Raw genomic sequence first — 20,924 nt, forward strand, 5'->3', positions numbered from 1 at the left:
TTCAACCTGATGTTTGCCACAGAAATGGGTTCAACTGCTGATGGTGCGTTAAAAGTATACCTTCGTCCGGAAACGGCACAGGGGATTTTTGTCAACTACCTGAATGTGCAGAAGACAGGGCGTATGAAGATACCTTTTGGGATTGCGCAGATAGGAAAGGCTTTCCGGAACGAGATTGTCGCCCGTCAGTTTATTTTCCGGATGCGTGAATTCGAACAGATGGAGATGCAGTTCTTTGTGCCTCCGGGAACGGAACTTGAGTGGTATGAAAAATGGAAGGAGACCCGGATGAAATGGCATCAGTCATTGGGTATGGGTAATCAGAAATACCGCTTCCATAAGCATGAGAAACTGGCGCATTATGCCAATGCAGCTTCCGATATAGAATTTGAATTCCCATTCGGATTCAAGGAACTGGAAGGGATACATTCCCGTACCGATTTCGATTTGAGCCAGCACCAGAAATATTCCGGTAAGAAAATACAGTATTTTGATCCGGAACGTAATGAGAGCTATACTCCTTTTGTGGTGGAGACATCCATAGGGGTCGACAGGATGTTCCTCAGCATTGTTTCCAATGCCTATACGGAAGAAAAACTGACCAAAGAAGATGGCTCGGTCGATGAACGTGTAGTGATGCGTATTCCGCCGGCTTTGGCGCCGGTGAAACTAGCGATACTTCCTTTGGTGAAGAAAGATGGTCTGGCGGAAAAAGCCACGGAAATTAAAAACAACCTTAAGTTTGCGTTTAATTGCCAGTACGATGAGAAAGATTCCATCGGAAAACGCTATCGCCGTCAGGATGCCATAGGAACCCCGTATTGTATCACTGTCGACCATCAGACGCTGACAGATGACACCGTGACCATTCGCTATCGCGATACCATGCAACAGGAAAGAGTATCTGTAAAGCAGTTATCGGATATTATCGCTGAAAAAGTGAGCATTAAGACTTTGTTGCAGGAGTTGGTATAACATGGATCATGAGTGGGATGATATCAGTTACCTGAAAAGTGGCTCAGACAGGCAACGTCAGGCATATGATACCTTACAGGAAATAGGTATATTCGACTATCTTGCGGATTATCACCCTGTTCTTGCCGGAACCATCCCGATCCATATAGACCTTCCGGAAAGTGATCTGGATATTATTTGCAAAATGGATGATATATCCTCTTTTCGGGATCTGATATTCCGGTTATTTTCCGGATATGATGATTTTCATGAAAAAATAAGCGGAGACACTTTCATTGCGAACTTCACGAGTAATCATTTCAGGATCGAAATATTCGCTAGGCCCGTTCCTGTTAAGGAACAGGAGGCATACAGGCATATGATCGTCGAATACAGGCTTTTGAAGTTGTTGGGCGAATCTTTCCGGGAAGCGGTCATAAAAGTAAAGTCGGATGGAATGAAAACTGAACCGGCTTTTTGTAAGGTTTTGCAGATAGAAGGAAACCCTTACCGTTCGATACTGGAGCTGGCATCTTTTTCCGATCATGAATTATCGCTTATGTTTGGGGACAAAATTACCAACAGCCATGCCTGATCAAACCACCATCTGTGCCATATCTACGCCGGCAGGGCAGGGGGGGATCGCCGTGATCCGTATCTCCGGTCCCGATGCTTTTGCGATTTGTGATACGGTATACCGTCCGATGAAGAAAAGTTATTCTGTTGCAGAACAGTTCCCTAATACAATCAGTTTCGGGCATATTATCCGGCAGGCAGACATCATCGATGAGGTTTTGGTGTCGGTTTTCCGGGCCCCTCATTCATATACCGGTGAAGATACCGTTGAAATATCCTGTCATGGTTCCATCTTTATACAGCAGGAGATACTGAAACTGCTGGTGGAGCAGGGCTGCAAAATAGCTGCACCGGGTGAATATACACAAAGGGCATACCTGAATGGAAAACTGGACTTGTCACAAGCGGAGGCTGTCGGCGATCTGATTGCTGCGTCATCTGCTGCATCCCATAAGATTGCGGTACAGCAGATGAGAGGTGGATTCAGCCACCGGTTATCCATATTACGGGACCAGTTGCTGAATTTTACATCCCTGGTGGAACTGGAACTGGACTTTAGTGAGGAAGATGTTGAGTTTGCCGATCGTACCGAGTTGAGGATACTGGCATCTGAAATCGAGACGGAGATCAGGCGCCTGACCGATTCTTTTGCTGCAGGAAATGCAATCAAAAACGGAATACCCGTAGCTATTATCGGTGCCACCAATGCAGGAAAATCTACATTGCTGAATCAACTACTGAAAGAAGATAAGGCCATTGTATCCGATATACACGGGACCACCAGGGATGTGATCGAGGATACCATCATTATCGACGGACTGATGTTCCGCTTTATCGATACGGCAGGTATCCGGGAAACAAATGATGCCATCGAGCGGATAGGAATTGAACGGACATTCCGGAAAATCGAACAATCGTCGATTGTCCTTTGGGTGATCGATTTGACGGAAGAACCAGATAGTACCGGTTCATTTGCCGGTATGATCATTGAAAAATGCAGGGACCGGCAACTGATCCTTGTATTGAATAAATCCGACCGGCTGGAAGAGAATGAGCTGGAAAAGAAATTGGAATATTACCGTCATTTCGATAAGGATTGTATGGTGATTTCAGCAAAATCCGATACTGATATTGTTTTACTGGAGACGAAACTGGTCGCTTCCGCTCATCTGCCACAGATCGGAGAAAATGATATTGTTGTGACCAATATGCGGCACTACGAGGCATTGTCACGGGCTTTACTGGCCATTGAGAAGGTGATCCGGGGACTGGATGATCATATTCCCGGTGATCTGCTGGCACAGGATATACGGGACTGTTTGTATGATCTGGGAACGATTACCGGGCAACAGATACATTCCGAAGAGGTACTTCAAAATATTTTTAAGAATTTTTGTATTGGGAAGTAAATCTTGGTCATCAGCGGTTAAGAAAAATTGCGATTATCTGAAGAGAAATGTAAAATAAGTTATAGCAATTAATTCTTTTTTTCTCTGATTTCCATAAGTCCCATTGGTTTATATCTATCACAATATACTTCAATTCCCAATTTCATAATCAGTGCAATTATTGAAACTGCAATCATTTTTATTCCAATTCCTAAACCAATCAAACAGGATAAAACAGCTGTTTTTATATAACCCTTTGATAGAATTAATTGCATACCATTATTAAACCATACTTGATAAATTTCACTTTCAGGATTACATAATGAGTTGTATAGTACTCGTTTAATAGATTGGAAAACAGTTATTCCAACCTCTGCATCTTTTAATTTTTGTTCAGGACTAGGAAGTGTAAGCCTTTCATTATGTGTCAATTGTTTTGTTGAAAAGTCATATACTAAAAATATTAAATCCTTTGTTGATTTAGGCGAAGCTTGCCCAATTTGCTCAAATATTTCTTGGTCAGATAAATTTTGAATTAAATTTATAACATCCTGTTCGATTTCGTTTTCATCAAATTCTGGATTTGATGAATTCTTTAAGGAACAAAGAGCAACTTCTTCATTAAATCTATTAATTATTTCTTCATGAAATATTTTTCTTGTTCGCTCCGATTTTATAACTGTTTGGTTGGTTAATACTTCTTTAATGAATGGCTTTGCTTTTTCTACTTCTTGTAATCGTAGATAAGCAATGGCTAACAAAGTTGTACTTTCCAAGTAAATTCTTGTTTGTCTGTTCAATATTGTTCTATTAGAATTTAGTCCACTAATAGCGAATTCAAAGTCACATAAATCAATAGCAAATTCAAATAACTTATTTTTTGATTGACAGAGACGAACATAATGTTGAGTCGGCCCTAAGATAACTTGTATATCATGCACTAAACCTTTTGCAGTCTGATAATCCCTATTTTTAATGGCAAAATCAAGTTTAGGTTCTAGAGTCTTTAATCTTTCTTTTTGTTTTTCTGTTAATGACTGTTTCATAGTGTGTTATCTTTTGTAGATAAAGTAATTTCAAAAATCAAAACTAAATATTATTAACCAAAATTTTCATCTTTCCATATGAGTAAGTAAGTCCCCATAATTAAGCTGCATGATTTTTAAAGTTCACATACACGACTCCTCCTTAGTATTTAGAGTGAAGCGTATGAAGGCTGAAAATTATCATTTAAACTAATTCTGTTGATCTACTTAAATCTATTATGTAAGGATTTTTTCATTTAGAAGTAAAAAACGTTATAGGCTGATTATACAATTCAGCTAATTCCAAAAGTGCCAGAAAATCAACCCTTCTCGAACCGTTTTCAAGTTTAGATAACTCACTTTGGGTAATTATACCAGTGCCAGCAACCTGTTTTTGAGTAAATCCAGCTTTTTCTCTGGCTTCAATCAGCTTGGCCGATAGTAATCGTCTTTTCTTTGTATATTCCTGTTTGTTCATGGCATAATGGAAAAATTCCACTATGCAATATTATATACAGAATTTTGCTATTCCATTTTGGAATATTCTGAAAGATTATTTGTATATTTGCAGGAAATAAAATTGATAAAGTAGCGTCGCAAAACGTCTCATAGTAGAAAACTGCCAATTTTCAAAAACAAACGAGACGAAAGTGCTGAGCTCATGCTATATTTGTATCTTATAGCGTGGGCTCACCTGTTTCGTTTGTTGGGTAGGCAGTACCTCTACTATGGAGCAGTGTGAGTTCCACGCTTTTTCTATGTGTATGGTTTGTTGGGAACTGCAAACACAATTTTACAACCGTGGAGAATCAATTCAAACATCTCCTGAATCTCATCTCTCATTCATTAAAAGTTCTAAATCGCTCAATCAATCAAATCCGGAAAACATACCCCAACAATACAATATGCGTGATAGAATATATTGAGGAAGATACATATAAGAATGTTTTAGAAATAAGATTTGATGACGACAACACTACTCTTTCCTGCTCGTTTAACAAATGGGGAAAATGTAACACGGTTTACTTTTTTCTCGAATGTATTGATGATATTGATTTACTTATAGAAATGCTGAACGATCTGTATGAATACAATAATCAGAGAAAACAATGGCAGATTTTCAGAAGTTTTCTGGGCATCACAAAGACATCAAGTGGTATATGTTTCATCATTTTTATATCAATTTACAAAAGATGAAAAGTCTATACGTCGTATTACCCAAATAATACTATATACTTCTGGCGTTCGGCTTAATTTATAATTAAAATCGTTGAGAATACTACGCTAAGTTGGCTGTGCCGAGCTAAAGGTTAAGCCGTTGTATTGAACTTTTGGACAATCCTTTTGCAAAAATAGAGATGTTCTGCATTCTCAATTTGGTGGAATGCAGCACTTGAAAGACCCCGGTTGCTGTTCTTTTCTGGAGGAGTTATTTTTGTCATTAGAAATACAAACTGATGTTGCGCAGAGACTGGGTTTTTATTCCAAAAATAAGCGTTTCGCCATGAAATGGCAGGTTATTTTAGCCCAATGGCTTCAGCCTTGGGAAATGAAAACGAATTCGGACAAAGCGGGCTGTAAGCCCAGGTTAACTAATTAACCTGGGCTTACAGCCCGGAGAATCAAAAATGATCAATATCCCGGGGCGTTGCCGTCGGGCTAAATTAAAACGGACTTACAATCCTTGATATATTGATGTTTGAAAGCAATATTATCAAAATCATTCCTATGCTTAATGATCATGCTGATAGATAACCCAAGCGGATTATTACGTAACATCAGATACTGACTAAACTATGATAGATATACGAGGCTTATTTGATCCAGCCGGAAGCATACCTGTCTTAAAACTATCGTCTGTTTCTATTAAATAATTCTACTCTCATATTAATAATGCCCTATGATAGTGCAAAAAATGCACAAAAATGCACTTTCAAAGTGCATTTTTGTTATCTTTGTAAAAAAGTGAAATATGGATAAGTTATTCGAATACTCAAATAAGCTGATAAAAGAAATCGGCACAATGTTTTTCCGATATATATATAACGAAATAAATTGGAAGAACAGGATGATAGGACTTATTGGACCTCGTGGCGTTGGTAAGACAACATTGGTCTTGCAATACATCAAGCAAAATCTTAATCCTGCCGAAACACTTTATGTAACGGCAGAGGATTTTTATTTTGTAGATAACAGATTTACCGATCTGGCAGATACTTTTGTTAAACATGGCGGTAAATACCTGTTTATTGACGAAATCCATAAATACAAAGATTGGGCAAAGGAACTAAAGTTGATTTACGACTATCACAAAGAGTTGAATGTCGTATTCACTGGTTCTTCAGTTCTGGATATAAAAAAGGGAGCTTCCGATTTAAGCCGCAGGGCAGTTATATACAATATGCAAGGTTTATCGTTTCGGGAATATCTGCAGTTGTTTCATAATATTTCTGCAAAAACTTATTCATTAGATGAAATATTGCAACATGAGGTTGAATTGCCTGTACAACACCCGCTACCTCTTTTCTCTGATTATTTAAAGACAGGGTATTATCCGTTTGCTTTAGAAGAAGATTTCGGATTACGTTTAGGGCAGATTATCAATCAGACATTGGAGAATGATATTCCGATGTTTGCTGATATGAATGTAGCAACCGGACGAAAGCTAAAGCAATTACTTGCTATAATCTCTAAAAGCGCACCATTCAAGCCCAACATGAGTAAAATCGCTGAAATGTTATCCGCCAGCCGGAACAATATTTCGGACTATTGCCTGTATATAGAGGAAGCGGGTATGATATCCCAATTGAGAGACAATACAAGCGGTATTCGGGGACTAGGAAAAGTAGATAAAATATATTTGGATAATACCAATCTGATTTATAATCTTACAGAAGATACATCTGATATAGGTAATATTAGAGAAACATTCTTCTTCAATCAAATGCGGGTAAAATATAATGTATTTTCATCTCCTGTTGCTGATTTCCTGATCGATGATAAAATTTTTGAAGTTGGAGGTAAAAACAAGGGACAAAAACAGATTAAAGAGGTTGAGAATGGGTATATTGTAAAAGACGATATAGAGAGTGGGTATTTGAATATTGTTCCACTATGGCAGTTTGGAATGAGTTATTAGATTATAGATAGGTTAAATTTAATATTTACATTTTATTATATTGTAAGTAATATAAAACAATTCATGTCATATTTATTAAGCGTAACCAATTTGACCAATGCGACTTAAGAAAACAATAAATAGCACTGAGTGTTTATTTGCAAAATATAAACAGTTCCTTAACCATTATTTCAATAAAAAAATTACATTTGTATCTTTAATTTATTTGTATCTTTAACTTAGAGGTTGTGCCCGACACGAATTAGGGAATCATCATGAGAAAAATAATATTATTTGTTTGCGCGATAATAATTGTTGCTTTATCTGCTGTAAATCTGAATTTTACACTAAATGACAACGCTAATTTCAATGTTAAATTGTCATTGAAAAACATAGTAGCTTTGGCAATGGGAGAACAGGGTGACAGATGTGCAGTTTGTGATAATCCTCTTGATTATTGTAGGTGTGAAGGTGGTACTATTACCTGTAGTCAAGGTAGTTGTCATGGAAAGGACTGTCATAGCAATACGTGGAATATATTATGTCCATGTGACAAAACCGGAAGACCTGTGGATATATGCTTTTAATAACAGTACGCTAAAAATGTCCGGATCAAAACGACTGGACATTTTTTATAACAATACCCTGTTATTTTTAAGCGGCATCAGTTCCGTATAATATAAGTTCTTTGACTTTTTGTTTATTTTTGATCAGGTTCGGGTTTACCTTAAACATGCACATCAAACGATCAATCAGTAATTTATTGTGATTTATTGTTTTAAATGTATTCATAGGAAATGCTCTGTGTTTGTCCACTGGCAATGAATATCACTGTGCCTGCTTATCCAGATCAATAGCAGATAGTGACGCATTGTAATGAATGTCGGGTTTCTCCCTGCTTGGAGCCTCACATTTGGTCAAAGAATTGTGCTGCCTGGCATCCAGGTATAGAAACTCAATCTGAAATCGACTACAGTACATTCTTAAAGCTTGTGTAGCAAGCTTTCGGCGTCTGTTGAGAAGTAATTTTATTTACTCCCGTTTTGGCATATATCACATCAACATTTGGATATTCACTTTTAAGGATTTAGATTTTACTACGGTGGTGTAGGTGTGTTCTTTATCACTGAGACTGACGCGTTCAGATTGTGAAAATCAACCCGTTCCCCTTTGTCCTGTACTTGCCGCGTTTTCGATCTTTTCAATGTTTGCAATATAATGTGGAACGACATCGTCTCTGAGGCGGTCAACAAAGCTGAACTGTTTCCATGATATTTTTCACAAATGAATATTTTTCGATTCGGTTGCTATCTTCATATATCTGGACATAGAATTGAAGTAAATTTCCGCCTTGTTAGAGGATGGTTTGTGCAGCTAACAAGTGCATAGCATTGTTGTTATTGTCAAGTTCTAAATTGGCAATCTCGCAAAATTTCCAAACCTCGTTTGAGAGCTCCTGCGCAACCCAAACAAAATCGTGATATGCCTTCGTGATATTTCTTTGATTAGGGAATCTAACAGGGATCAAAAGCGATGGCGCGCTCTGCCGCGCAATTCTGTTCTACCATCGAAGTGTTGAAGCAGAGCCGCTGAAAACCTTTAGCGAACTGGATGCGGAAGTGTTGTTTGGTGCAACCACAGAATCTGACAAGTTGAACAAAACTTGCTCGACCGATACTCAAAAATAAACAAAGAGTTTCAATGATAAATCTTGTACGCGCTTTATTAAGCGGTGCAGATAGATTGTTGAAAACAATACACACAAATAGTGTGAAAAGATGGTTGAGCCTTAGAAGTGGACATATTTACAGAAGTCAATCATTTAAGAAAAGTCATTGACCTCCAATAACTTGGTAAAATATCAAGTCGTGTTAACTCGGTGTAAATCAAAAAAACAAACAAATTTATTAATAGAGTGTTGAAAAAATGAAGAAAGTATTTATACTGTTGATTGTGGTATGCTTGACCATGTGTAAACAAAAACAACAAATTGATGAGGCTATTTTTGTTGATATGGATCAACCGGATAAAGCCTCCCTTTTTGATTATTTCAGTTCCATTGAAATCATTCCATTGGAAACTTTGCCTGACGTTCTTATTGCAGGTGTAGGTAAAATGATCGTTCATCAGGATATGTATTATACATTGGATCCAACGCAAAGTATTATCTCCGTGTTTGATCAGACAGGAAAATTTCTTTTTAAGATAGATAAAAAGGGGAAAGGCCCCGGAGAATATTTATTTATTAGGGATTTCAATATCAACCCTTTTTCGGGTAACCTTGAGCTACTCGAACCTGAGGGCAGAGTGCATATTTACGATTTATCGGGTAACCATATCGATACAAAACGGGTTAACTATCCTGATTTTCGCGTCGTACACCATTTTGCTGCTTTAAATGATCATACGTATGTGTTTTATACTATGTTTGAACCTAAAAAAATCATCTATTTTAACTTTGATAAGGAAGAGTTGCTGCATGAAGAATTTGAGGAAACTAGGCATCTTGGTGCTTTTGCTACCAAAAATTTTTATCAGTACCAGGATAACTGGTATTTTTTCAGGCCTGTTCACCCTGTTGTATATAAAATAGGGGAGGAACGGCTTGAAGCTGCTTTTCAATTCGATTTCGGAACATACACGCAGGAAGGTACAACAGCCATTTTCTCGGAAGAAGCAGAAAAATTTTTCCCTAAAAAAATAGAAGAGTTGTTTGGCCAGTTTCCTTACTTGATACAAGCGGTGAGACATAACAGTAAATATGTATTTGCGTCACTTTCATGGAAGGATCCAGACCGCAGGGCGAATATCATATATGACAAATCTACCGGGCAATCAAAATTTATCCTTGATTTTACCGAACAGGTTATATTTAACTCGTATCGTGGAGAAGAAATAATTGTTACCGATGAATACGTTTTGATGCCTGTTCAGTGGGTTGATCTAGAAAAACGTATTACAAAAGATATGCTGGATGATAGACAAAAAAAGGTTTTTGAAAAATTGTTACAAGCTGAAATGGAACAAAATCCAATATTGATCAAATACTGGTTCAGATGAAAAATAAATCAATACAAACAATTTTAATATGTGTTGTGGTATGTTTTCTGCTTTTTAATATTGTTTTGCTGTTTTTTAACCAGCTGTATAAAAGAGAATTAAATAGTATGCATCACAGGTCGCAGCACTTGAAAGGCATTGAATCCATGTTTGAGGCATCCAAGGGAATCACTGTCACCAGACTCAAATATGAACAGTACAACATAGGTAATACCTCTGTTTATCTAGGTTCGGATAAAAATACGCTTATCCCCGTCCACTCTATTACGGATCAGCCAAAATTAGTATTAGGCTTGAATCAGAATATGTGCAGACCATGTGTTGAAGGTATATTTACTGATATTAAGGAATTTTTTCCTGATTTTGAATCTAATCCTGATATAATATGTATTGCCGATATTGAACAACGATTTAAAGACAATTTTTATGGTAAGAAAGTAATAAGCTTTCATCAAAAAAATGATTTTCCTCTGTATGAAATAGTTGGGGTGCCATTTTTTTTTATTCTCGATAAGGACTTATGTGTTAAATTATTGTTTATTACTGATAGCACAAGCCCTGAACTAACAAAGGAATACCTGAAAAATATTAAAGAACGTTATCCACAGATTTAACAATCAAAATTTCAGAGGTTTAAAAGTGTCAGCAATTAGTTTTCGGGCGATATATAAAGATTATTTGAAATTCTTATTTTTCAGGGACTGAAGTAATGATTTTTACAAAATACATAAAATTACTTCTTTATCTGTTGCTCATTATTATTTTGGGTATACTGCTGGCTATTGGGTTACGAGTGTTTGTTTTTGCTGTCTTTACCATCCCTACTCCTTCCATGCAACCATCTATCGAACATGGCGACCGCATTGTTGTCAACAAACTCATTCCGGGTCCCCGCCTTATATCCAACCTTTTCTCATTGAGAGATGGCGCCACCCCCATATATACACGTCTTCCGGGATGGAGAGGGATAAAACGCAACGATGTGCTGATATTCAATTATCCGTACTCAGACTGGCAATATCTGGATTTAGACAGAAACATATTCTATGCTAAACGATGCGTAGCCATACCTAAAGATACCTTTTATATAGAAAACGGCATTTATAAGGTAAAGGGAGTAGCGGATACTCTCGGTCATTATCCAAGTCAAAAACAGTTTTATAATATTCCGTCTGAGCAGCTTGATCCGAATATTTACAATTGTTTTCCTTTTGATGAACGCTACGGATGGAACATAAAGTCCTTTGGGCCACTCTATGTACCGGCAAAAGGAGATACACTTGCCGTTCATGTTAATACCCTTGTCCTGTATAAAAACCTGATTATTTATGAAACAAAGAAAAATATTTCTATTGATAATGATAAGGTTTTGTTAGGCGACAGTGTCATTAATTATTATGTATTCGGTAAAAACTACTATTTTATGGCAGGTGACCTTGTTTATGATTCGCAGGACTCCCGATACTGGGGATTACTTCCCGAAGACCATATCATAGGCAAAGTGTCGTTCATCTATAAATCCGTCGATCCTTATACCGGGAAAAACAGGTGGAGCCGTTTCTTCAAAACAGTGAAATGATGATGAAGTATAACATTAAACCAATGTTAAGAGAGGGTATAAATTTTATCCTTATTGTCCCGTTGTTGCTGGTAGCGGCAACCGTACTTATCATCAATCAAGATATGGCTAATCCGACCGTATCGGCAAAGTACGGCTGGTTCGGCATCGCACTTTTGGTAACGATATTATCCGTTTTTTTCAGTTTTATGATGAACAGGAAAGTCATCAGAATATCAGTTGTTGATATATCGGTTACTGTTTTTTGTTTCTGGGGGATAGCCCATACTTATTATTTACATGATTCGTTCTCACTGAAGTTAGCCGTCTTTATACTGCTTTGGACATTGTATGCTATTTGTCGGATTGTCCTTGTGCAACGAAAAAGTTACTCTTCCATCCTTTTATTCGCACTCATCATTACCGGACTGCTTGAAGCAACTTGGGGCCTGGGCCAGTTATATGGTTATTGTCCATCCCAGCACCATCTTTTCAAAACAACAGGCTCGTTTTATAATTCCGGCCCTTATGCAGGTTATTTATCGGTGGTATTACCCATCACCCTTTATTATGTGCTTTTTGATTATTCCCATATAAAGGGGAAATTTAATTTCAAAAAAATCTTTATATACCTGAGATGGGGCATTAGTCTGGTCACATTTGTCCTTATCCTGTCCGTTCTTCCGGCTACCATGAGCAGGGCTTCATGGATTGCAGCGTTTGTTGCCTGTTCGTTTATTTTGAGTGTATATTTTATAGATAAATACAAAACTCAACTATATGCTCTTACCAAGAATAATTGGAAAAAAACACTCATCGGATCGGCAGTCGTATTGTTGTTGCTTGTTGGCGCTTCCCTGGGTTTTTATCACCTGAAAAAGGATTCGGCTGACGGAAGGGCATTTATCTGGAAGAATACCATATCGGCCATACATCATCATCCTATGGGTGTGGGAGTCGGCAGTTTTGCCCGATATTACGGCGAGGAACAGAAGAATTACTTTGCATCGGGAAATGCCAGTGAGCAGGAAGAACGTGTGGCAGGATCGCCGGAATACGCTTTTAATGAATATATGCAAATAGGAATGGAGTTAGGGGTTATTCCCTTGATTCTTTTTCTCTCGCTTTTGGTTTATACCCTTTCCGGAGGCTACAAATCGGGAAACCATGCGGCCATAGCAGGCCTGTCAGCTCTACTTGTCTTTGCATTCATGTCGTATCCGTTTAATCTCCTGCCTTTTCTGATTGTTCTAGTACTTTTGATTGTACTTTCCATTCACAGGAAGGACGAACTTAAAGCGACCAGATTGTCAACGGCCTATTGCCTGACGATTGTTTTTTGCGCCTTGGTCATAACATCCATCACAGTTTATCAATATTATCCCATCCATCAGGCTTACAAACAATGGAGCCGGGTAAAAATGCTGAACAATATGGAGGTTGATCAGAAACAACCCGTAGAGTACAGTAAGTTACTGGATCTCCTTGGTCATGAAAGCCGATTCCTGTTTGAATATGCACAATGTTTATACCGCCTTGAACGATATGATGAAAGCAACCAGATTTTAACCAAACTGGCAAAAATCAGTTGCGATGCCATGCTATACAATGTAATGGGGCGTAACCATCAGGCATTAAAGGAATACCAACAAGCGGAAGAAGCATATAAAATCGCTTCGCTATTGGTTCCAGGACGCTTATACCCGTACTATCTGTCAGCCAAACTGTATGATGAAACAGGACAGGAAGAGAAAGCACTATCAATGGCCCGGATTGTACTGACTAAGAAAGTCAAGGTAGAGTCGCAGGCAGTTGATGAAATGCGCGAAGAAGCAAAAGAGATATACGATAAATATAAATCAGAAGAATGAAAAATATCATACGGATCATCATGTTTTGTACCCTTTTATATGATATCCTGTTCCGGTAAGAAAAACAGTGAAAGGATAAAGGAAAGGAAATCCCTTCTTCCCATGTGGCAGATGATAAACCTACTCACGTGAAAGCAATCCTGCCAGAAGAAAAGGATTTCAATTGCGAACTGGTATCCAACGGAACCGAGACAGTGAATTCAGGCACTCTGAATTGGCGGTATTGAGAAAGCTCAGATACCGAAGAGTATAGTAAAAGAGAATCAGCAATATAAATTATGTGTCCAATATGAGTATATAGGGAGTTACAAGCAAACGCATAATGTTATGAAGCGCCACATCAAACTGTTTAACAGAAATGCATCCTTAGGGTATAAAGCGGAAAGCGGATCCCACAGATCTTGGTGGGAGGAGTGTAGCGGCAGCCGCTTACTGATTATTGCCATCATGTTTCTTCCACTGTTTATGGGGATAGGAAAACCAAGAAAAGTTGGAAAGTAATTGAATAAATAATTAAGTAGATGTTCATAATTAGTTCACATATATCATATTTTCTGTTCCCCTGCTCAAACAGTGGTGTTACACCTGGAGGGCCTGACCTTCCGGAAGCGGGCACCAGTCCTGCAAAGTGAAGGGGCAAGCCGGAAGCTGTCTGAGCCGCCAGGCGAGTCCTTCCGGCGTCCCGTAGCGTGCAGTGGCTGGTCGCTGAGGAAGCAAGCCTTGATTTTTGCTTCTTTTTATCAAGAAAAAGAAGGGTAAAAAATGATTCCATATATGTATGGTATAATTTTGAACAATTACTTAAATTATTTATACATACAAAGTATGACTAAAAAAGATATTTATGTTATAGTTGGAGCAGTAATGATTGTTTTTGTATTTGGTTGGTTTACATGGCGTCGTTACCAGTCAGTCAATTCCCGTTATTCCCCGGAAATTGAAAGAGTGTTACGGCTAGCAGATGATAACCGCAAGGAATTGGAAAAAGTATTGGAACATTATAGTAAAAATCCTGCAGATAGCCTAAAACTCCGTGCTGCTGAATTCCTGATTATTAATATGCCGGGCAAATACTCGGAGTATTATGATGCGCCATGGAACGATGTGGCTACGGTGATGCTGAGATGGACAAGTTCATCGGACAAACAATCGGTATTAGATACCTATCAGATAGGCGAGCCGGTAATAGAAGATGACGTAACGTATATTTCTGCGGAATACCTGATCAACAACATTGAACTTGCCTTTATGGTGTGGCGGGAAATGCCGTGGGGAAAAAATATCCCGTTCGATGTTTTCTGCGAGGAAATATTGCCATATCGCGTGAAAACTGAGCCATTGGAAAACTGGCGTGAAAAAGTGCTTGCCAGTTTTGCAGATTTTTACAAAACATTTACCAAAGACACGACCACCTCTGTTATTGAGGCTTGTAACAGGGTGAATGACCGCCTGCCCCGCTTTAGGATGGATAATGATTTTCCACCCATGAATTATTCTCAATTGATGGCTACCACGCGAAGTATCTGTGATGGAATGTCTGCCTTGACAGTTTTTGTGATGCGCGGTCTGGGTATTCCCGTCACTTATGATTTTACACCCAAATATGTCGAAGCCAAGGCGGGCCATTCGTGGAACAGTGTGCGCGACAGCGCTGTTCATATATCTTTTATGGGAACACAGTCAAATCCCGGTGAACCGCATCAGGGTACGGATTTCCATATTGCTAAAATATATCGCTATGTATATGCCAATCAGAAGAATGTAACCACAGATGCTGTAAACATTCCACCCTTGTTGAAGGATGTGAACAGCATGGTTGATGCAACCGCTGAATATGGAAAAAGTGCAGATATACGGGTACCTGTACTGAACGGTCATTTGAACAAAACAGGATATGCTTTTCTGGCTATCCTTCAAGGAAGTGAATGGCATCCTGTTGGCTGGGGTGTTGTTACCGGCGATTCCATTCAATTTCTATCCGCAGGTAAAAACATTTATTATCTTCCTGTTTATTACAACAATGGCGTACAATCACCGGCTTCGTACCCTTTTATGCTAAACGAAGACGGCAGTTGCAGATTCTTCAAGCCGGATACAACGGATTTAACAACACCTTTCAATGGTCCTCATGTTCTCTCTGCTGCCGCTCCCTATACGCTGAAAAGTGTGGATTTCGACAAGGGCGGCCTGGGTGTTTCCTATTACGATACGACACCGCATACCACAGGCGACACTATTTACCGGACCGCCGGCGGCGATAGCGATTTTCAGGGCGTTGATATTCATCCCGATCAGGCAAGCATCGAATACGTCGCCTTAGGCGAATGGATGTTCTATACCGTTGAAGTGCAGGATCCGGGGGATTATATTGTTGAGACGGAAGTGGCCGTAAATGGGGAAACCACCATTCATTTTGAAGTGGACGGCGTTGCTATGAAGCCGGTTACTTATGGATCTACCGGTGGTTATGGCTCATGGCGATGGATTCTTCATTCCCAGACTCTTGCGTTAACTGAAGGTACGCATAAGATAAAATTCTGTATTGATGGTGACAATTTTGATTACAGGAATTTCAGATTCACATATCAGAAAGAAAAAAAGTGGAAAACCAAGCCATTTAACGGACCACATATCCTCTCTGCCGCCGCACCCTACACGCTGAAAAGTGTGGACTTCGACAAAGGCGGTCAGGGTGTTTCCTATTACGATACAACACCTCATACTACCGGTGACTCTATTTACCGGACTACCGGTGGCGATAGCGATTTTCAGGGCGTTGATATTCATTCCGATCAGGCAAGCATCGAATACATCGCCTTAGGCGAATGGTTGATATATACGCTGGAAGTACAAGATGCAGGGGATTATCTCATATCGGCAGAAGTGGCGTGTACTAGCACAAGCGTTTGCCATATCGAATTGAATGGTATTAATGTAACCGGTCCGGTATCCATACCACAAACAGGGGGATGGACTATCTGGAGATGGTTTGATATACAGCGTTCGATTAGGCTTAGTGAAGGTACGCATCAGATAAGATTCTATTTTGGTACGCCTGTCTCTATGAATCTGAGAAACCTGAAATTCACGTATCAATAATAAACGTTCTTGAGGGAAGTGTACCCGATAGAGCTGTCTCAAAAGGGCAGCTCTCTTTTTTACATTATGCAATCAAAATTCGAGAGTTCAGTAAAAGATTTTGAGTATTGTTTCTTTTTGGGATAAAAACAGACACGCAACAATAAAAAGTATTTTTTTTGTAAAAAAGGCGAGATTTTCGTTTTCAGACCTGACTTCGACATTGCGCCAGCCAGAAATTATACACTTAGAACTGATAGACTTCTGGCGTTCGGCTTAATTTGTAATTAACTTCGTTGAGAACGCTACGCTGAGTTGACTTCGTCGAGCTAAAGGTTAAGCCGTTGTTTTGGACTTTTGGGCAACCCTTATGCAAAAATAGAGATGTTCTGCATTCCCAATTATTGGAGGAATACAGAACTTGAAAGACCCCGGCTGCTATTCTTTCCTGAAGGAGTTATTTTTGTCATTAGAAATACTAACTGATGTTGTGCAGAGACTGGATTTTTATTCCAAAAATAAGCGTTTCGCCATGAAATGGCAGGTTATTTTAACCCAATGGCTTCAGCCTTGGGAAATGAAAACGAATTCGGACAAAGCGGGCTGCAAGCCCAGGTTAATTAGTTAACCTGGGCTTGCAGCCCGGAGAATCAAAAATGATCAATATCCCGGGGCGTTGCCGTCGAGCTAAATTAAAACGGACTTACAGTCCTTGATATCTTGATGTTTGAAAGCAATATTATTAAAATCATTCCTATGCTTAATGATCATGCTGATAGATAACCCAAGCGGATTATTACGTAACATCAGATACTAACTAAAATATGATAGATATACGAGACTTATTTGATCAACCAGAAGCATACCTGTCTTAAAACTATCGTCTATTTCTATTAAGTAGATGTTCATAATTAGTTTCCATTATCATATTTTCTGTTCTCCTGCTCATACAGTGGTGTTACACTTGGGAGGCCTGATCTTCCGGAAGCGGGCACCAGTCCTGCAAAGTGAAGGGGCAAGCCGGAAGCTGTCTGAGCCGTTAGGTGAGTCCTTCCGGCGTCCCGTAGCGTGCAGTGGCTGGTCGCTGAGGAAGCAAGCCTTGATTTTTGCTTCTTTTTATCAAGAAAAAGAAGAGTAAAAAAATGATTCCATATATGTATGGTATATTTTTAAACAATTAGCTAAATAAATCTACTCTCACATCAATAATGCCCTATGATAGTGCAAAAAATACCAAAAAATGCACTTTAATAGTGTAATTTTGTTGCCCTTATAAAAAAGTGAAATATGGATAAGTTTTCGAATACTCAAATACAGGAGCATATGCACGCTGTTAGTAATCAATAAACGAATTTCATATAGGCTCATGAAAGCCGGAGCTATGCTACGAACCAACAATACGATATACTTTCCCTGAAGCGTACCGGTCCGTTGCGATAATCGAAAAATGTTCTTTAAAAGGTTGAAAAGTAGAGAGGGCCAGTTCCGGAGCATTATTCTCCTCGGAAAGATGGGAAAGTAATACCATCTGTAAATCGGGATGATGATGTGCTCTCAATAGTTCCAATGCCTGTAGGTTTGACAGGTGTCCATGAGAAGAAGCGATCCTTTTTTTCAGGTAATAAGGGTATCGTCCCGTCCATAGTTTATCTTCATCATAATTACTCTCCAGGAAAAGGGCCTGGCATTGCCTGAAATGGCAGGACACATTTTCGCAGGCTTCACCGATATCTGTAAAAACCCCCACATTGATGTGTTGGTAATTGATCCTGAAACTACAGGGTTCGGCGGCATCATGCTTTTTCAGGAAGGTATATACCGTAAATGCATCTATTTCTATGGTATCGCCAGGATCGAAAAAAACAACATCCCCGGGGCGGTCACTGATGCCCGACCCCTGCCAGGTTCTTTCGGTCATGTATGCCCTGATGCCGTTTTTTTTACAGAATACCCTTGCCCCTTTGATATGATCGGTATGTTCATGTGAGATAAAAACAGCCTTTATCTTTTCCGGGTTCAGGTTTTTCTGTTTCATCCGCTCCATGATGCGCAGGCAACTGATGCCGGCATCGATCAGGACGGCACTTTCTTCATTCCCGATATAGTAACAGTTACCGTTACTCCCCGATGCTATGGCACATATCTCTATCATGCGCCTATTGGTCCATTGCTTTTACCACGATCTGGGCGATGTCTTCCACCTGTTGTGTTCCTGCTCCTGCAAATGTCTTTTTGCATAACGGACAGGCGGTTACCAATATATCAGGATGTTCTTCAGTCAGTTTTTCCAGTGCGTCCCGGGCTATTTTCCTGCGTTGGTCGTTCGTCAGTACCGCGTTACCTACGCTTGCCCCGCAACAAAGCGATTTTTCCCGCTCATTAGGATTACCCATCACATAAGCGACCTGGTACAATACCTGTCGTGGCGGCTGGTAGATACCTCCCGAATTACGGCCCAGGTCACAGGGGTCGTGGTATACGACCGATAGACCGGTATGATTGACGGAGATTTTTCCCGTATCGAGTAATTGTTCGATATACTGGGTGTGGTGCATCACCGGTATCGGCAGGTCATATTCCTCATTGAACACTTTGAAGCAGATAGGGCACGATGTCACCAGTAGTTTAGCATTGGATTGCAGGATGATGTCCGTATTCTTCCGGATCAATACCGCTGCTGACTCTTCCTGTCCCAGTAGCATGACCGGACGGCCGCAGCAGATACCGCCTCCTTCATCCATCATCCGGTAATTGACGCCTGCTTTTTCAAAAATGGTACGCATGGCCTTTTCTATGCCGGGAGTAACATGACTCATGCAACCGGCAAAGTACAACACATCGGTCCGGATGGTTTCGGCCGGAGGAATATATTGGTATTGTTGCGGACTGTGGAAAGAACCGGAACGGCGGACATTCTGCTTCAGACGGCATGAATCGATACCCACAGGACAGGCATCTACACAACGTCCGCACATCAGGCATTGCTGTGCCGCCTCTTCAATATTCCCTTTTTCATCCCGAAGCATACGCATGAAGTAGACGGTTGTTTTCCTGTCGAGGTGTGCTGCTGAAGACATCTGGCAGGCATCGATACAGATACCGCAACGGGAACAGGAATATAACTCGATATTGCCATATCCCGCATTGGTCTTTCTACTCTTGATGCCGGCATTCCGTAATACGATGAGCAGTATTTCAGTAGGGATATGCATGAAACGTGAAAAGGGCAGTGCAAAGAAAAAAGCGCCTAAGGCAATGGAATAAGCCCACCACATCGGCCGGATCAGGGCTTCGTTATGGACGAATGATTCAAAGACCAGTCCAAATCCACGGGTAAGGAAGCTGCCGCCACTGATGCCGGAGGTAAAGCTTTCGGCCAGCAGGCGTAATGGAAAGATGGCCCAAAGGGTGTAAACCGCTATCGAATCCCCGATTTTCAACTTGGTGGTACGCCGCATACCCATCAAACGTGAATTGATACGTTTGTAGATCGCTAAACCAATCCCTGTGAGCACCATTAGAAGGAAAAAGTCCATGAGGAAGAACAACAGCGATCCCTTGAGCGTGGTTTCGGTTTCCATCATGAAATAACGGAAGAAGATCGGGAAATAAGGCAGTTTGACCCTGTCCGGACAATATAACTGAACTTCAAGATGCCCCAGTATGATCAGCATGAACCACCCGAAAGCAATGCTCATGTGCATGTAACCCAGAACGGGGTTCCTTTTCCATATTTTTCTGTGGATCAGGCATTCGATGAAGATCTCTTTAATGGAAACAAATATCTTACGACTGAAAATGCTTTTCCCTAGCTTTTTCCGGTCTTCGTAAGGCAGTTCTTTGACGGTTTTGATGATTCCTGCAAAAAGATAGATCAGGATATAGATAAATCCGGCCATGAAAGGCAGGACAAAAGGATCATATATAAAACGTTCGCGCATGTATGTTATGTTCGGGATAGGGGATGGGTGAATCGATGGATGGCCAGTACTACATTGCGGGTGTTGACGCCTCTCGGACAAAGCATCTGGCATTTGCCGCAAAGCATGCACTTTTCAATATCTTCGTGGATTTTTTTGATCTGGCCACGCATGACCATCAGTTGTGCCATCCGCAGGTTAAAATGAGTGAAATGGCCCGCAGAACAGGTGGCCATGCAGGTTCCACATCCGATACATATGGCGAAGGATGGCTCAAAGCGAAGCACGAAAGCAGCCACATCCTTTGGTGTCTGGTCCAGGTCAATTTTCTGGCTTTGGTTGATGCTATATCCGAAATCCGGTTTCATCCTGTGTG

General features: G+C 40.0%; 17 protein-coding genes. 10 read left to right on the plus strand and 7 right to left on the minus strand.

Going from position 1 to position 20,924, the window contains the following annotated elements; translation table 11 throughout:
• The 3 genes from LBQ60_20760 to mnmE form a co-directional block, all read left to right on the plus strand.
• Positions 1-975: glycine--tRNA ligase (locus LBQ60_20760; GenBank protein MDR2040354.1), on the plus strand; the 975-nt coding region annotated here is incomplete at its 5' end.
• A 1-nt stretch (position 976) separates the two neighbouring features.
• Entirely contained in the window at positions 977-1,549 is a 573-nt protein-coding gene (locus tag LBQ60_20765) for a DUF4269 domain-containing protein (protein ID MDR2040355.1), read from the plus strand.
• Complete coding sequence (gene mnmE, locus LBQ60_20770) at positions 1,542-2,939, plus strand: tRNA uridine-5-carboxymethylaminomethyl(34) synthesis GTPase MnmE (GenBank protein MDR2040356.1); 1,398 nt, start codon at positions 1,542-1,544, stop codon at positions 2,937-2,939. The genes LBQ60_20765 and mnmE overlap by 8 nt, the downstream gene beginning before the upstream one ends.
• Before the next feature lie 68 nt (positions 2,940-3,007).
• Here the strand turns inward: mnmE and LBQ60_20775 are convergent, their stop codons facing one another.
• A complete protein-coding gene (locus tag LBQ60_20775; protein ID MDR2040357.1) occupies positions 3,008-3,964 on the minus strand; it encodes a hypothetical protein in 957 nt (318 codons plus the stop codon).
• Positions 3,965-4,196: 232 nt separating this feature from the next.
• Positions 4,197-4,421 carry a helix-turn-helix domain-containing protein gene (locus LBQ60_20780; GenBank protein MDR2040358.1) on the minus strand — a complete coding sequence of 75 codons (225 nt, stop codon included), beginning with the start codon at positions 4,419-4,421 and terminating at the stop codon, positions 4,197-4,199.
• Positions 4,422-5,915: 1,494 nt separating this feature from the next.
• On the opposite strand from LBQ60_20780, the gene LBQ60_20785 reads away from it, so the two are divergent.
• Together LBQ60_20785 and LBQ60_20790 are read left to right on the plus strand one after the other, a co-directional pair.
• Positions 5,916-7,082: an AAA family ATPase gene (locus LBQ60_20785; GenBank protein ID MDR2040359.1), complete on the plus strand. Its 1,167-nt coding sequence runs from the start codon at positions 5,916-5,918 to the stop codon at positions 7,080-7,082.
• 417 nt (positions 7,083-7,499) lie between these two features.
• The gene (locus LBQ60_20790; GenBank protein MDR2040360.1) at positions 7,500-7,739 is read left to right on the plus strand and encodes a hypothetical protein; all 240 of its coding nucleotides are present in this window, start codon (positions 7,500-7,502) and stop codon (positions 7,737-7,739) included.
• Positions 7,740-7,889: 150 nt separating this feature from the next.
• On the opposite strand, the gene LBQ60_20795 is transcribed toward LBQ60_20790, so the two are convergent.
• A complete protein-coding gene (locus tag LBQ60_20795) occupies positions 7,890-8,042 on the minus strand; it encodes a hypothetical protein (protein ID MDR2040361.1) in 153 nt (50 codons plus the stop codon).
• A 945-nt stretch (positions 8,043-8,987) separates the two neighbouring features.
• Here LBQ60_20795 and LBQ60_20800 point away from each other — a divergent pair.
• From LBQ60_20800 to LBQ60_20815, 4 genes are all read left to right on the plus strand, one after another.
• Positions 8,988-10,121: a 6-bladed beta-propeller gene (locus LBQ60_20800; protein MDR2040362.1), complete on the plus strand. Its 1,134-nt coding sequence runs from the start codon at positions 8,988-8,990 to the stop codon at positions 10,119-10,121.
• Positions 10,118-10,735, plus strand: coding sequence for a hypothetical protein (locus LBQ60_20805; protein ID MDR2040363.1), 618 nt, complete (start codon positions 10,118-10,120; stop codon positions 10,733-10,735). Before LBQ60_20800 ends, LBQ60_20805 begins: the two co-directional genes overlap by 4 nt.
• Positions 10,736-10,869: 134 nt before the next feature.
• Positions 10,870-11,700 carry a signal peptidase I gene (lepB, locus tag LBQ60_20810; GenBank protein ID MDR2040364.1) on the plus strand — a complete coding sequence of 277 codons (831 nt, stop codon included), beginning with the start codon at positions 10,870-10,872 and terminating at the stop codon, positions 11,698-11,700.
• Between the two features lie 23 nt (positions 11,701-11,723).
• Entirely contained in the window at positions 11,724-13,550 is a 1,827-nt protein-coding gene (locus LBQ60_20815) for an O-antigen ligase family protein (protein ID MDR2040365.1), read from the plus strand.
• A 463-nt stretch (positions 13,551-14,013) separates the two neighbouring features.
• Here LBQ60_20815 and LBQ60_20820 read toward each other — a convergent pair whose 3' ends face one another.
• On the minus strand, positions 14,014-14,322 hold the full coding sequence (locus tag LBQ60_20820) for a hypothetical protein (GenBank protein MDR2040366.1): 309 nt from the start codon (positions 14,320-14,322) through the stop codon (positions 14,014-14,016).
• A 53-nt stretch (positions 14,323-14,375) separates the two neighbouring features.
• Between LBQ60_20820 and LBQ60_20825 the strand changes: the two genes are divergently transcribed.
• On the plus strand, positions 14,376-16,649 hold the full coding sequence (locus LBQ60_20825; protein MDR2040367.1) for a carbohydrate-binding protein: 2,274 nt from the start codon (positions 14,376-14,378) through the stop codon (positions 16,647-16,649).
• A gap of 1,363 nt (positions 16,650-18,012) precedes the next feature.
• Here the strand turns inward: LBQ60_20825 and LBQ60_20830 are convergent.
• From LBQ60_20830 to LBQ60_20840, 3 genes are read right to left on the minus strand one after another with little or no spacing between them, the layout of a single operon-like run.
• A complete protein-coding gene (locus tag LBQ60_20830; GenBank protein ID MDR2040368.1) occupies positions 18,013-18,780 on the minus strand; it encodes an MBL fold metallo-hydrolase in 768 nt (255 codons plus the stop codon).
• 4 nt (positions 18,781-18,784) lie between these two features.
• Complete coding sequence (locus LBQ60_20835) at positions 18,785-20,569, minus strand: 4Fe-4S dicluster domain-containing protein (protein MDR2040369.1); 1,785 nt, start codon at positions 20,567-20,569, stop codon at positions 18,785-18,787.
• A 5-nt stretch (positions 20,570-20,574) separates the two neighbouring features.
• Complete coding sequence (locus LBQ60_20840; protein MDR2040370.1) at positions 20,575-20,916, minus strand: 4Fe-4S dicluster domain-containing protein; 342 nt, start codon at positions 20,914-20,916, stop codon at positions 20,575-20,577.
• Between the last annotated feature and the right edge of the window lie 8 nt (positions 20,917-20,924).

The organism is Bacteroidales bacterium (genome assembly GCA_031275285.1).
Lineage (GTDB): Bacteria > Bacteroidota > Bacteroidia > Bacteroidales > UBA4181 > JAIRLS01.

Bases quoted from the DNA above. Each gene is read 5' to 3' on its own strand.
- LBQ60_20765 (MDR2040355.1), top strand. From the start codon at position 977: ATGGATCATGAGTGGGATGATATCAGTTACCTGAAAAGTGGCTCAGAC.
- mnmE (MDR2040356.1), top strand. From the start codon at position 1,542: ATGCCTGATCAAACCACCATCTGTGCCATATCTACGCCGGCAGGGCAG.
- LBQ60_20775 (MDR2040357.1), bottom strand. From the start codon at position 3,964: ATGAAACAGTCATTAACAGAAAAACAAAAAGAAAGATTAAAGACTCTA.
- LBQ60_20780 (MDR2040358.1), bottom strand. From the start codon at position 4,421: ATGAACAAACAGGAATATACAAAGAAAAGACGATTACTATCGGCCAAG.
- LBQ60_20785 (MDR2040359.1), top strand. From the start codon at position 5,916: ATGGATAAGTTATTCGAATACTCAAATAAGCTGATAAAAGAAATCGGC.
- LBQ60_20795 (MDR2040361.1), bottom strand. From the start codon at position 8,042: ATGTACTGTAGTCGATTTCAGATTGAGTTTCTATACCTGGATGCCAGG.
- LBQ60_20800 (MDR2040362.1), top strand. From the start codon at position 8,988: ATGAAGAAAGTATTTATACTGTTGATTGTGGTATGCTTGACCATGTGT.
- LBQ60_20805 (MDR2040363.1), top strand. From the start codon at position 10,118: ATGAAAAATAAATCAATACAAACAATTTTAATATGTGTTGTGGTATGT.
- LBQ60_20815 (MDR2040365.1), top strand. From the start codon at position 11,724: ATGTTAAGAGAGGGTATAAATTTTATCCTTATTGTCCCGTTGTTGCTG.
- LBQ60_20820 (MDR2040366.1), bottom strand. From the start codon at position 14,322: ATGGAATCATTTTTTACCCTTCTTTTTCTTGATAAAAAGAAGCAAAAA.
- LBQ60_20825 (MDR2040367.1), top strand. From the start codon at position 14,376: ATGACTAAAAAAGATATTTATGTTATAGTTGGAGCAGTAATGATTGTT.
- LBQ60_20830 (MDR2040368.1), bottom strand. From the start codon at position 18,780: ATGATAGAGATATGTGCCATAGCATCGGGGAGTAACGGTAACTGTTAC.
- LBQ60_20835 (MDR2040369.1), bottom strand. From the start codon at position 20,569: ATGCGCGAACGTTTTATATATGATCCTTTTGTCCTGCCTTTCATGGCC.
- LBQ60_20840 (MDR2040370.1), bottom strand. From the start codon at position 20,916: ATGAAACCGGATTTCGGATATAGCATCAACCAAAGCCAGAAAATTGAC.